At 41.8% G+C, this 13757-nt stretch carries 10 protein-coding genes and 1 tRNA gene; 5 read left to right on the top strand and 6 right to left on the bottom strand.

The features are described from left to right. Positions 1 to 510, bottom strand: coding sequence for a peptidylprolyl isomerase (locus H5185_RS01990; RefSeq protein WP_124015191.1), 510 nt, complete (start codon positions 508 to 510; stop codon positions 1 to 3). 94 nt (positions 511 to 604) lie between these two features. Next, complete coding sequence (locus H5185_RS01985) at positions 605 to 1945, bottom strand: M20 family metallopeptidase (RefSeq protein WP_182741202.1); 1341 nt, start codon at positions 1943 to 1945, stop codon at positions 605 to 607. A 152-nt stretch (positions 1946 to 2097) separates the two neighbouring features. On the opposite strand from H5185_RS01985, the gene H5185_RS01980 reads away from it, so the two are divergent. Both H5185_RS01980 and H5185_RS01975 read left to right on the top strand, forming a co-directional pair. Continuing rightward, positions 2098 to 2616 (top strand): GNAT family N-acetyltransferase, encoded by a 519-nt coding sequence (locus H5185_RS01980; RefSeq protein ID WP_182741201.1) that lies wholly within the window; start codon positions 2098 to 2100, stop codon positions 2614 to 2616. Positions 2617 to 3273: 657 nt separating this feature from the next. Next, positions 3274 to 5175 (top strand): EAL domain-containing protein, encoded by a 1902-nt coding sequence (locus tag H5185_RS01975; RefSeq protein WP_182741200.1) that lies wholly within the window; start codon positions 3274 to 3276, stop codon positions 5173 to 5175. An 81-nt stretch (positions 5176 to 5256) separates the two neighbouring features. On the opposite strand, the gene H5185_RS01970 is transcribed toward H5185_RS01975, so the two are convergent. The 3 genes from H5185_RS01970 to H5185_RS01960 form a co-directional block, all read right to left on the bottom strand. After that, entirely contained in the window at positions 5257 to 6468 is a 1212-nt protein-coding gene (locus H5185_RS01970; protein WP_182741199.1) for a hybrid-cluster NAD(P)-dependent oxidoreductase, read from the bottom strand. A gap of 113 nt (positions 6469 to 6581) precedes the next feature. Beyond that, a complete protein-coding gene (hcp, locus tag H5185_RS01965) occupies positions 6582 to 8240 on the bottom strand; it encodes a hydroxylamine reductase (RefSeq protein WP_182741198.1) in 1659 nt (552 codons plus the stop codon). 382 nt (positions 8241 to 8622) lie between these two features. Then, positions 8623 to 9609 carry a DUF4382 domain-containing protein gene (locus tag H5185_RS01960; protein ID WP_182723588.1) on the bottom strand — a complete coding sequence of 329 codons (987 nt, stop codon included), beginning with the start codon at positions 9607 to 9609 and terminating at the stop codon, positions 8623 to 8625. Between the two features lie 275 nt (positions 9610 to 9884). Here H5185_RS01960 and H5185_RS01955 point away from each other — a divergent pair, with 275 nt between their 5' ends. After that, positions 9885 to 10553, top strand: a complete 669-nt coding sequence (locus H5185_RS01955) for a DUF3157 family protein (protein ID WP_182741197.1) — start codon at positions 9885 to 9887, stop codon at positions 10551 to 10553. 145 nt (positions 10554 to 10698) lie between these two features. Here H5185_RS01955 and H5185_RS01950 read toward each other — a convergent pair whose 3' ends face one another. Further along, complete coding sequence (locus tag H5185_RS01950) at positions 10699 to 10959, bottom strand: DUF5062 family protein (RefSeq protein WP_124015199.1); 261 nt, start codon at positions 10957 to 10959, stop codon at positions 10699 to 10701. Positions 10960 to 11285: 326 nt separating this feature from the next. On the opposite strand from H5185_RS01950, the gene H5185_RS01945 reads away from it, so the two are divergent. Together H5185_RS01945 and H5185_RS01940 are read left to right on the top strand one after the other, a co-directional pair. Further along, a complete protein-coding gene (locus H5185_RS01945) occupies positions 11286 to 13436 on the top strand; it encodes a M3 family metallopeptidase (protein WP_182696803.1) in 2151 nt (716 codons plus the stop codon). 198 nt (positions 13437 to 13634) lie between these two features. Then, positions 13635 to 13724: transfer RNA gene (locus H5185_RS01940), tRNA-Ser, on the top strand. The last annotated feature ends 33 nt before the right edge of the window (positions 13725 to 13757 follow it).

Below are 13757 nucleotides of genomic sequence, written 5' to 3'. Positions count from 1 at the left end.
TCAAGCCACAGTTTTTTCGTCAATAATAGTCACTTTCTCAACAATAATAGGTTCACGCGGCACATCTTCATGGCCAGCCATGGTGGTAGTTTTCACCCGCTCCATTTGCTGAATAACATCCATCCCCGCTGTGACTTTAGCAAATACAGCATAACCCCAGCCAGCATTAGTCATGGCTGCATGGTCGAGAAAATCATTGTCGGCAACATTAATGAAGAACTGCCCAGTAGCAGAATGTGGTGCATCTGTTCGCGCCATCGCTAATGTGCCGATCACGTTTTTCAAGCCTTTATTGGCTTCATTGGCAATCGGGTCACGAGTGGGTTTTTCTTTCATTTTGGCAGTTAAGCCACCACCTTGCACCATAAAGCCTTTAATCACTCGATGAAATATCGTTCCTTCATAAAAGCCGTCTTGGCAATATTTTAAAAAGTTCTTTGATGAAACTGGCGCGCGTTCCATTTCCAGTTCTACGGTAAAATCGCCAAGATTAGTTGTAAAAACAATCATATACTGCCCACGGGGTTAAAAATGAGAATAGCCGCCATTATAGCTGCTATTCCACTTATCGCTAAAGGAAATCCTATCGCTGAACACTTGGAATTTATTGCGCTGGCTGATTAAATAAATCCATCGCGGTGCGCGTCATCGCTCTTACACCAGTGCGAATCGTTAACGGATAATCGGGTGCAAACTGACTCGAATGCAAAGACGGTAAGGTATCGCCAGACTCAAGGCTCGCTTGATACAGGCTAGGGTCGACCCCGCCAAGCCAAAATAAGGTAATAGGACGTTTCTCTGGCGTGAGTCCATATAAACCAAAATCTTCGCCAGCCATTACTGGCGGTGCTACCAGCACATTATCACGACCTAACTCGGCTTCAATACTGGCTTTAACCTTAGCGGCTAATGAGGGATCGTTATACGTTGAAGGGATAGTTTCATCATCATGCACATACACCACAGGCATAAGGTCATCAGGCAAACCTGCACTTATTGCGATACCCGAAGTAATCCGTTTAATCGCCGCTATTTGCTGTTCACGAACCTTAGGATTGTAAGAGCGTAATGTCAGTTGCAGCTTGACCTCATCGGAAATAATATTGTGCTTTGATCCACCATGGATCGAGCCAACAGTTACCACATTAGGCTCTAATGGTGACACTTCGCGGCTAACAATGGTTTGCAGTGCAAGTACGGTGCGCGCAGCAATAACAACCGGATCTATGGTTGCGTGCGGATAAGCGCCATGGCCGCCTTTCCCCTTAATGGTAATATCAACCGAATCAACATTCGCCAAGGCATAACCGCTTACGGTGCCGACTTTTCCTGCTGGAATTGCTGCACTAACATGTAAACCAATAATACTATCTGGTATTGGGAATTGGTTAAATAAACCCTGTTTAAGCATGGCTTTTGCACCGCCACCGACCTCCTCTGCTGGTTGAGCCACCATCATTAACGTACCTTGCCAATCGGCTTTGTGAAGCATCAGTTGTTGTGCAGTGCCAATTAAACTGGTCATGTGAATGTCATGGCCACAACCATGCATAATCCCCACGGTATTATTACTGGCATCTACTGTGGTCACGGTCGAGGCATATTCTTTGCCCGTTTGTTCAATAATAGGTAAGCCATCGATGTCAGCGCGGATCATCACCACTGGTCCATTACCATTTTTAACAATGCCAACCACACCATAACCACCAAAATTTGACGTCACTTCAAAACCGAGTTGTTTAAGCTCTTGCGCCATACGTTGACTAGTGGCTTTTTCTTGATATGACAATTCAGGGTGTTGATGCAAATGTAAATAAAGCTGCTCAAGTTTAGGCAAAGCTTTAGTGACAGATTGATCAAGTTCACTTGCAGCTGCTGTCAATGACAGTGACGCAGCTGAAATCGCTAACGCTAATAACGGGTAAACAACACGAAGGCAGGCCATATTATTCTTAATTGTCGGAAATTGAATATGTTAACCTATCACAAGCTTAGGCCACTTTGTAATGGGTTTTAATTTCCTGGTAATCGCTTAAAAGATTAACTCATTGTGGTCATACAGAGGATAAGCAGGGAAACCAATCAAAAGGAAAAATAATGAAAGTCATTACTGAAACGCCAAGGTTAATTATTCGCGAATTTACTCTTGAAGACGCTCCTGCAGTATTGCACTTTAATACCCCTGAGCAGGTTAATCGTTACACTGGCGATGCGGGAGTGTGCACAAGGTTGCAAGATGCAGAAAACATCATTCGTGATATTTGGTTAGTTGAATATCAACAGTACGGTTTTGGTCGTTGGGCTGTAGTCCTTAAAGATAACAATACTGTTATTGGGTTTTGTGGTTTTAAAAATGAAATCCGCATCAATGCCATTGATATTGGCTACCGCTTACATCCAGATTATTGGGGGATAGGTTTAGCCACTGAAGCTAATAAGGCTTGTATTGAATACGCAAACAAACATATGAATTTAGACATTGTTTATGCCGATGTAGCCGATGCCAACAGCAGTTCAATTAATGTTGCGACTAAACTAGGAATGACCTACCACTCCCAATACCAAGATGGCGAGTTGACCTTCAATCGTTATGTGATGTCATTTAACAACAACTAACGACCTTTTATCCCAAGTTCAAGTTAAGTACTCAATTTAACAAAAGCTCTAACCGCAAATTGCTTGCCTGCTTTGCCAATAAAGCAGGCTTTATGATCCAAGCTGACTATTAGCCAAGCTCATGTTTCACTATCAAGTCCAGCTTATAAAAAAAGCAAATTTGATTATAAAATAAGCGCTTGTAAGCAAAGAGATAAAAGTCATTTTTGAATGATTTTTTTATACACTAAATTAAACACTATCAATGCCAAGCTAATCCATATAACCAGACCAGCTGCGCTCGAACTCGCGACAAAAACATTAATAACCAACATAGTGATAGTATTTTATGTTAGTTTGTTATTGTACGTTGTAAGGGATCGATGCGAGATTCATGGATGAAAGAGTAGTTACGGCAGTTAGCCCGTTATGTAGCATCACAATGGACTCTTTAGAAATTACCCAACCAGTATTTCCCTTCATTCAAGACCTCACACTATCTCGTTGCACTTTACACAAAACTTTTAAGCATTTGATTTTAAAATAATTTGTAACGATTCACTATTTTAAATGTTAATAATCTCGAATTCGCCAATGTTACAGAGTGGCGACCTGTTGACGTATCTCGTTACGTACAAACAGTATGTTTTTTGAGTAACAATAAAATAAGAGGTCATAATGTTGTTGAAAAATAACACCATTTCAATACCGCCAGAAATGCTAACGTCTTGGCAAACGGCTGTCGACCTCATCGCCAAGGTCGCTAAAGTGCCAGCATCATTAATCATGAAACTTCATGCTAATGAAGTGGAAGTCTGTGTCGCCAACAATAACACCGATAACCCATATACACCCGGGATGAAGGGCAAGCTAGGCCATGGCTTATATTGTGAATCAGTGATTAAACAGCAAACTGAATTACACGTTGAGAATGCATTAAACGACCCCCTTTGGAGCCAAAATCCAGATCTTGCCCATGGGATGATTTCTTATTACGGCTTACCACTCAATTGGCCCAACGGCGAGACCTTTGGCACCATTTGCGTATCAGACAAAAAAGCAAAAGGCTACTCCGCCGACATCATCATGCTATTGGAGTGTTTTCGTAAAAATGTTGAAAGTAATCTAGAAATACTTGATCAAAAGGAAAAACTGGTACAAGCCAACTTACTATTAGAAACTCGTATTGCGCAGCGGACTTTTGAATTAGAGAAGCTTAACAATGAATTAATGCAGGAAATCGACTCACGAGTTGCAGCGGAAAAACTATTAGATATTCAACAACGTTTTGATATTGTTACTGGCTTGCCTAAATTCAATCAGCTCGAAACCATGTTTAACCAACTGACGACAAAAAATGAATTTACCTGTATTTCAGTAATCCATTTCAGCATTACCAACTTAAAAGTCGTTCAAGACGGTTTAGGTTATGACATCAGTGAAAAAGTGCGAAGTATAGTGGCGCAAAAGCTACAACGCTTTATGACGAATAACACCTATATTGCCATTGTTAGTGAGACGACCTTCTGTATCGTTATCACCACAAAAAAACGGCTGTTCGCGGATAAAATAGCGAATTTTTGCTGTCGATTATGTCAGCACTTTGGCCAAGAAATTTATGTCGAAGACTTGTCATTATCCGTTACCACCGCAATGGGAGTCGCATTTTATCCTAACGATGGTAGCCGATTTATGGACCTATCCAGAAAATCCAGTGCGGCTCTGTCTCATTGTGAAACAGGTAATAGTAATAGCTATAAGTTCTTTAACCAAAAAATGGAATCTGAACTGTCTAGTCGCATACAAATGGAATCATTACTAAGAGGCGCACTTAAACGCGATGAGTTGTCGTTACATTACCAACCGTTTGTATGCACACAAAGCAAAAATGTTGTCGGTGCTGAAGTGCTGATAAGATGGCATAACCCAACGTTAGGCCAAGTTTCACCAACTGAATTTATTGAAATTGCAGAACATTCAGGACAGATCATTGAACTAGGTTATTTTGTATTAAGAAGTGCGCTGAAACAATTAGCTTATTGGCGAGAACTCTATAATCAAGATTTTTATCTGGCGATCAATATGTCACCCATACAGCTAAAAGACAGCTACCTGGTCGACAAAATTGTTAACTTGCTTGAGTTATACAAAATACCTGGCCATTTACTTGAAATTGAGCTGACCGAGAATGCGTTAATCCACGATACAGTATGTGCCCAAGATGTATTGAGTAAGTTAAATCAGCACGGGATCCGTTTATCGTTAGATGATTTTGGTACTGGCTATTCGTCACTCAGTTACTTACAACATTATCCGTTTAATTCGGTTAAAATTGATCGCAGTTTTATTCGCAATCTTGATACCTCAGAACAGAGCCGACAGTTAGTCAGCACCATTATAGCCATGGCAAATAACTTACAGTTATCATTGGTTGCAGAAGGCGTTGAAAATCAATTTCAAGCCGACTTTGTGGCGACACAAGGCGCCAACATCTGGCAGGGTTATTATTTGGGTAAACCAGTAGATGCTGATGATTTTGCCCAACAATACTTAATCACCTCGATCACCTCACAAGATTAGTCGTAACCAAGAGTAGACTCGTAGCATTAAATGTTTACAGGCTAAGTGTTGAAGCTACAAATAGGGAGATATTTACCCTAATCACATTTGTAAGCGCACATTCGAGGTTATTTTAGTTGAACAGGCCAACACAAACCCCGCGGAAATTTCGTCTGGCGTTAACGCCATTTGACTAGACGATACTGTGGTGCCCGAAACAACCTGGCATTTACACGCACCGCATACGCCAGAACGACATGCGGCAATTATCGGTATCTTTGCTGACTCGATACCATCAAGTAGGCTTTGATCGCCGCTTAACGGCACCTGTTTGTCACCTATACTCAACATAAACTGCTCGGTTGATGGATTACTTTCTAATGCAGCTTTCAACCCCATGGCACTACTGGCACCAAAGCTTTCTTGATTGAATTGACTCATATCAAATTCGGCAGCTTCAAGCATTAATTTTACTGCCGCCATGTAGGGTTCAGGTCCGCACACAAATACGGTACGCTGTTGATAATCTGGTACTAACTTAACTAAGGTTGCTAAACTTAAACGACCACTTTCACAACTTGTAGAGGCATATTTATCAGTCAAATTTTGCTGATTATCATCAGACTCAAGTACATAATTAAGATTAAAATGTTGGCTACGAGATGCCATCGTCGCCATTGAATTGGCAAACATAATGTCATCGACCGTCTTGGCACTGTGTACAAAGGCAATATCGCTATCGGTGGTGGTATCGCAAAGCCAGCGCGACATAGAATGCATTGGCGTCACACCGCAACCGGCGCTTAAAAATAAGTATTTATCGGCCTCAATGTCGACCAAGTTAAATATCCCATCTGGGCCAGTCACTGTCACTTCATCACCTACGTTGAGCGACTCAGTTAAGTAATTAGACACCACGCCACCAGCGATTTTTTTAATCGTCACCACTAATGAAAATGGTCGTGAAGGTGACGATGAAATAGTGTAACTGCGATAAACCTTGTCGCCATTAATATCTAACTTAAAGGTAATAAACTGCCCCGGTTTAAAATTAAATTTAACCGGTGTAAGGCCCTGAAAGCGAAAGCTGACCACATTGTGGGTTTCATGCCATTTTTCAACACAGCAAAGCTGTACCTCGCCTCGTTGCCAGTTATCGGCAGCCAAAAGTGCTTTCGGACTAACCTGTGCTGTAGATTCAAGCGTTGGCGTGGTCTTGATAACGGGGGCCTCGTTAACAGTTGTAACAGATTTAGCTGCTTGGGCACAAAGCGCTTGTGAAAATGAAAAACCAACTGAGGGAGTACTACTCATTTAGATACCTTTAACGCAGTAAAAAACACAGATAGCAATATGAAAATCTCATATCGTTTTAGTCGTAATCGTGCAAACAAGCCTGGCTTAGATGCACGATTGTTATGACAGGATTACGCTACCTTGATCATCGCTTTTAAGTCTGATTCAACATCGGTAGTGGTACGTAAACCAAATTGTTGCTCAAGGATATTGGCCAAGTTTTCAGTTAAGAACCCTGGTGCACTTGGGCCTGTACGAATGTTTTTCACCCCTAGAGATAGCAAGGTTAACAACACTACAATCGCTTTTTGCTCAAACCACGACAACACAATGCTTAACGGTAAGTCATTAAGGTCACATTCAAAAATGTCCTTTAACGCTAACGCTAACTGAATCGCCGAATAAGCATCATTACACTGGCCAATATCTAACAAGCGTGGCACACCATTAATGTCGCCAAATTCCAATTTATTGAATTTGTACTTACCACAACCTAAGGTCAAAATAATTGAATCATCAGGCACAGACTTAGCTAAGTCAGTAAAGTAATTGCGCTCTAATTTGTCACCATCACAACCACCAATTAAGAAGAAGTGCTTAATAGAACCATTCTTAACGTTTTCAACCACTGTTGGTGCTGCAGCCATTAATGCATTGCGAGCAAAACCGATAGTGATAATGTGAGGGATTTCATCATAGATAAAGCCTTCAAGCGCGAGTGCTTTGTTAATCACTTCGCTAAAGTCATCACCTTCAACATGGGTCACACCAGGCCAACCGACAATACTGCGGGTATAAATGCGGTCAGAGTATTCACCCACTGTAGGGTCGATAATGCAGTTTGAGGTCATCACCACTGCGCCTGGGAAAGTGGCGAATTCTTTTTGCTGATTCTGCCAAGCACCGCCGTAGTTACCGACTAAATGCGAGTATTTTTTAAAGGCTGGGTAAGCCAAAGCGGGTAACATCTCACCGTGAGTAAAGACATTAATGCCCTTGCCTTCGGTTTGCTCAAGAATAAGCTCTAAATCTTTCATGTCATGGCCAGACACTAAAATCGCCTTGCCTTTAACAGATTTTGTATTTACTTGCGTTGGCTCTGGGTGGCCAAATGAGGTGGTTTCGCCTAAATCTAACATCGCCATAATGCGATAGTTTAATTGGCCAATTTGCATTGCTGTAGCAAATAATTTGTCAGCATCAATAGAGTCTTCGCCTAAAAATGCCATTATGTTATGGAACTCAGCAGCCACATCAACGTCAGTTTGATCTAATACGCGCGCATGCTCCATATAAGCAGCCGCACCTTTTAAACCGTATAAACATAATAAACGTAAGCCAAGAATATCTTCATGCACGTCACCACGATTAGGCAGTGCCATGGGTGCTTGGGCTAACATTTCAGGCTTTGAAGCGCCGAGCAATAACTCGCCCTGGGCGCTGACCATTTCTGGCTCTACGCCCTTGCCTTTACAGGCAGCCATATAAGCCGCTTTTAATTGGTCACGATAGGTTTGAGCCTGATAGGCATAATCAATTAAACGGTCATCATCAAAGTTGACGTTCGTCAGTGTGGCAAAAAAGGCTTTAGGGACAAACACATCAATGTCGCTGTCTACAATGCCAAACTCACGGGCTTTAACTGCGTAAGCCGACACGCCTTGCAGCATGTAAATTAATAAATCTTGAATATCAGACGTCGACGCTAACTTGCCGCACATACCTTGCGAGTAACTACAGCCATTGCCTTCCGGTGTTCTAATGGTTTGCTCACATTGCACACAAAACATAACTCTACTCCTTAAATATTATTCATGCATAAATTTTACATGTTAAGGATGAGTTTACGCTTTACCCTGTAAATCAACAGCCGTTTTTGGCACTAATGTCAGCTTTTATGAGCTACATCACCTTCAGCAATCGCTAATATTAGCGGTTTGTTATTGCGTTATTTCGATGGGGATAACTGAGGTTATGACGCGCAAAAATTATTATCGTTCGCGACATAATGAGCATAAATATCGGAAAATAACCTAGCTAGAGTCAGTAAGACATACAAGCAATGATGTCTTACTGATTGTTAGTTGATTGACCAAATCAAATGGGTAAAAAGTCTTGTTAAAAAAATATAACGCATTCATAAAATGATAGAAAGTTCAACTAGCCTCAGCACTAGCCACCATGCCCTTGATGATGACCACCATTGCCGTTGCCGCACTCATGTATCGTTTGTTGTCCGCCGAGAGGGCCAGATTCAATGGTGATAGCGCCTGCATCTTCATACATAGCAAAAGGCCCTGCGCTAATGTCATCAATGATTGGATCATCTAAATGACCTAAACAACTATAACCAACACGGTAATTGCCTACAGGCAAATAGCCCATTGCAAAATACCAATCTCCATCCGCAGTTTGTAACAATCGACTCACCGATAACGGAGCCGTTAGCCCTGCTGGATGTGTTGTGCCCATATCGGCCATTTGATCAACAGAGGTGACACTTTCAGGATACAAATAGGCTAAATGATAAAACTCCCCACCAACAGGAGTGACAGCAGCATAGTCAGTTTCACAATTGGCAATCCATTGCGGATCAACCTCGCCAATTAAATGTCCCATTTGACTATTATCCACTGACCACATTGCACTATGACTTAATTGGTATTGTTCCTGCTCCCTTAATAAACCCCGATATAAGTTAATTTCCAACGTCATTACACGTTGTTGGTTAGCAATAATCTCAACATCATCTATTGGTAAATAACCATTTTCAACTTGCAAACTATGACGGCCTTGACCATCTTCAACATAACAACCTTGATTGCCATCACCCTGATCAATTGTCACGTGAACATTATGATATTGGCCAACAGGTAGATCGATATTATCAATGGCAAGATGCCGGTTCATGCCTTGATAATCGAGTAAATTAAACTCCCTATGTTGCAAACTATAACGGTGAATTTCACCCGCTGCGTCTGTCATAACAAGTTCATTCATCACTAATCCTAACCGAGACACTCCAGCCATAGGCGCATCAGACACCCCTAAAGAAAACTGCCCTAAAGGGATAACCTCATCGGTTGTGCTATCGCTGCCACCACAAGCGCTTAGTAATAAAACCGTAGATAACATTAATACTGAATAATAAGTTTTCATCACACGTCCTCTATGTATTCGAAACCCAACCAGTGTTGCGCACAAAGAGGTACCTAAATTTGATCAACATCAACAAACTGCGTTTAAAACAGTATATTTTTTAACCTTAAATTCACCATCTACAGTGGGCTTGCGCATAACCTAGCCACAGCGAGAAAACCATACTTAACATGCGCGGATATAATATGGATCTACAATCTTACTTTATTTCCAATTCAACGATAAATGTACGTAGAATGGCCAAAGTAGTAACGACTTTCAATCAGGACAAATAGATGAAAACCAAACTTAATGCGATCGCATCAGCCCTATTTTTATTCCTTGCTCCAGCAGCAATGGCCGCCGATGTCGCGGTGATCACCTTAGAAAATGGCGCCAATGTTCGCCTAAAAGACGATTTCACTTGGGAATACATCATTACTGAAACCGTAACCCAAGCTGAGCTCGCCGCTAAAGCAGGCATCACAGAGCAAACAAGCATAGCAACACCCGCTACAATTGCACCAGCAGCCCCTGTTGCAGCGCCAACGGTAACCATGCCCACTGCGCCAGCAGTTAATACTCAGGTATCAACTACCCGTTTAACAGCAACGGCGTTAGCACAGCCAGAATTATTAGCGAGTACGGCTAAAGATGGCATTAAAATCACCCTTGCAGACACAAAATGGAAAGGCGATAAACTCGGCTTAGTGTTCGATTTTAACAGCACCAGCAACGAACATGTCACGGTTGTTGAAGTTGAAGTGAGTTTTTACAATGACATGGGTGAGTTGCTTAAAACAGAAAAGCTTGAAGCCTGGGAAGCGATATTCCGTATGCCAGAAACGTACCTGCGCAAAGGCCAGCATCGTCAAAGTGATGCAATTTGGGTAGAAGGTGTTAATAAGCAGCAATGGCAAAAGCAGTTGATAAGCTTAAAAATTGTTGAAATTGAATCACGCTAGGTCAATAGCTAAACACTAAAGTATCTACGAAATATAACAGTCTGGATTAAAGTCAGTACCAGCAATATAACCTTAACATCAATAAAAAAGCCCAAATGAAATAGCATTTCATTTGGGCTTAATTCTATGGTGCCTGTTGATAACGTTAGTTTAATAACTCATGCTCTTTAGGCAGCTGCTTACTAATCCACAATATCAATTTATGTTTGCGATTCGGGCCATCATCTTTATCTTCGGCCAAGGGCTGAATTAAATTGTCTTGCACTAATAATCGATAAATACACTCGATTTTATCTTTTGGTGAAATGCCTTTGCCAAAATCATCAAAACCACGCTTTTGCGCATATCCCATGCCAATCTCCATCGCGAGCTTGAGCAGTTTTGTATCGTGTTTACCTGCTTTCATCTATCACCCTCATCGTGCTACTTATTGCTATTAAGCTACGCGAATATAGCCAAATTAGCACTACAATTGCGCTCGATTTGCAGCAAAATCTAACAAATATCACTATTGGCAACTTTAGTTACAATAATTAATCTTAGTTAATCCCTTTAACCTTTGCGACAAGGCACAGGCTTGGTATTGTATTAAGTTATACCAACTGATGAGCAACCGCTTATTTTTGAGTTTGGTACGATTTCATTACGTTTTTATTGTCACTATTCAGCCACGCAACACATTTTGAATAGGCATACAAACACCTAAAAGGGCCAAGACCCAAGGATATTACAATGCGTAAAACACTTATTACCACTGCAGTTAGTGCTGCATTGATGCTCAGCGCGTGTTCAGAGCAATCAGCAAACACCTCAGCGGCAGCCGAAACAGTAGAAGCATCAACCATGACCCAAGCACCAGCAACTGCTGAAAACGTTCTGTTAACACCAAGCCCTTTACAATACATGGCTCCTCAGTTCGACAAGATAACCACCAGCGAATACTTACCTGCATTTGAGCAAGGCATAAAAGAACATAATGCTGAACTCGCAGCAATTACTAATAACAGTGAAGCGGCCACATTCGACAATACTATTGTTGCACTTGAAAAAACCGGTGCGATTTTAGATCGCACTCAACGGGTATTTTTCAATCTGTCAGGGCTCATTTCAGATGACAACTTCACCAGTATTGAAGAACAAATAGTGCCAAAACTAACGGCACATCAAGACAATATCTATCTTGATGATAAGTTATTTGCTCGCATTCAAGCGGTTTATAAAAACAAAGCAACATTAACTGGTGAAGACTTACGTTTAGTTGAAGTGTATTACGACCGTTTTGTCCGTGCCGGCGCTAAACTGTCTAATGCAGACAAAACTAAAATGCGTGAATTAAACGGTGAATTGGCTAAATTTGAAACCAGTTTCTCGCAAAACGTATTGAAATCATTTAAAGATGACGTCATCGTCGTGACAGATAAAGCCATGCTAGATGGCTTATCAGACAGTGACATCGCTTCATTGGCCGCTGCCGCAAAAGATGCTGGCAAAACTGGCTACATGATCACCTTAGTCAACACCACCACTCAGCCGCTATTGTCTAGCCTGAAAAACCGCGATTTACGTAAACAGCTATGGGAAACTTCAGCTTATCGCGCCATGGACACTAACGCGCCATTAAACATTAAAATTGCTCAACTGCGCGCACAAAAAGCTGAACTACTCGGCTACCCAACATGGGCTGCTTATTCTCTTGGCGACCAAATGGCTAAAACCCCAGAAGCCGTTTACGAAATTCTCGACGATTTAGCCCCTAAAGCACTGGTTAAAGCAAAAGTGGAAGCCGCGGATATTCAAGCTGAAATCGTTAAAGACGGTAAAGACTTCAAACTTGAGCCATGGGACTGGGCTTACTATGCTGAAAAAGTTCGTAAAGCCAAATATGACCTAGATGACGGCCAAGTTAAGCCATACTTTGAAATGAATACCGTATTAAACGACGGTTTATTCTTTGCAATGAATAAGCTTTACGGCATCACGGTAAAACCTCGTACTGACTTACCTGTGTGGCAAGAAGACGTCACCGCATATGAAATCTTTAATAAAGACGGTAGCTCTATTGGTTTATTCTATTTAGACCCATACGCGCGCCAAGGCAAGCGTGGCGGTGCATGGATGGATGAGTTAGTCAGCCAGTCATTCTTAAAAGGCACTAAGCCTGTTGTCTACAACGCACTCAACATTCCAAAGCCAGCCGACGGTCAACCAACGCTAATGACATTCGACGAAGTGAGCACCATGTTCCATGAATTTGGGCATGCTATTCACGGGTTATTCTCACAAGTTAACTATCCAAGCCTTGCTGGTACGTTAACAGCTCGTGACTTTGTTGAGTTTCCATCACAAGCAAACGAAGACTGGAGTATCGACCCACAAGTGCTAGCCAACTACGCTAAGCACTATAAAACGGGTGAACCTATTCCAGCAGAGCTACTGGCTAAAGTATTAAAGTCGCATACCTTTAACCAAGGTTTCGGCACAGTTGAATACTTAGCAGCAGCCTTACTGGATATGGAATGGCACTCAATTACTTCAGATACTGAAATCACTGACGTGGCAACCTTTGAAAAACAAGCACTCGCAAAACACGGTTTGGATTACACACCAGTGCCTCCTCGCTATAAAACCACCTACTTTAGCCACAGCTTCGGTGGCGGTTACTCAGCAGGTTACTACGCGTACTTGTGGACTGAAGTTTTTGCCGCTGACGCGTTCTCTTACATGATGGATAACGGTGGATTAACCTTAGAAAATGGCCAAAAATACCGTGACACTATTTTGTCAAAAGGTAACAGCCAAGATCTGATGCAAGACTACATCGACTTTACTGGTAAGAAACCATCAACGGATGCTTTATTAAAGCGTCGTGGTTTAGTTAACTAGGTATTATTGTCGTTACAGCAGCCTCTCTTGTTGGCAATTCGCCAGTAAGAGAGGTCAGTAGCGAAAGCGCGTTAAAGACTAAAAAGGGTAAATATTGTGCAAACGCGAGCCTTTTTGTGTCATTTTGCACATTTGTTGTGCCATCGAACACATCAAGGCTTTACATTTTCGCCAATACCCTTATTATTCACCGCGTTCGGAGGGATGGCAGAGTGGTCGAATGCACCGGTCTTGAAAACCGGCAACGGTTTATCCCGTTCTAGGGTTCAAATCCCTATCCCTCCGCCACATTCTAAAGTGAAAAAGCCATTGATAATCAAT

This window comes from Shewanella sp. SG44-6 (genome assembly GCF_014164185.1).
Classification (GTDB): domain Bacteria; phylum Pseudomonadota; class Gammaproteobacteria; order Enterobacterales; family Shewanellaceae; genus Shewanella; species Shewanella vesiculosa.
The sequence above is the reverse complement of the archived record's forward strand: the minus strand, read 5'-3'. Positions and strand labels throughout refer to the sequence as shown.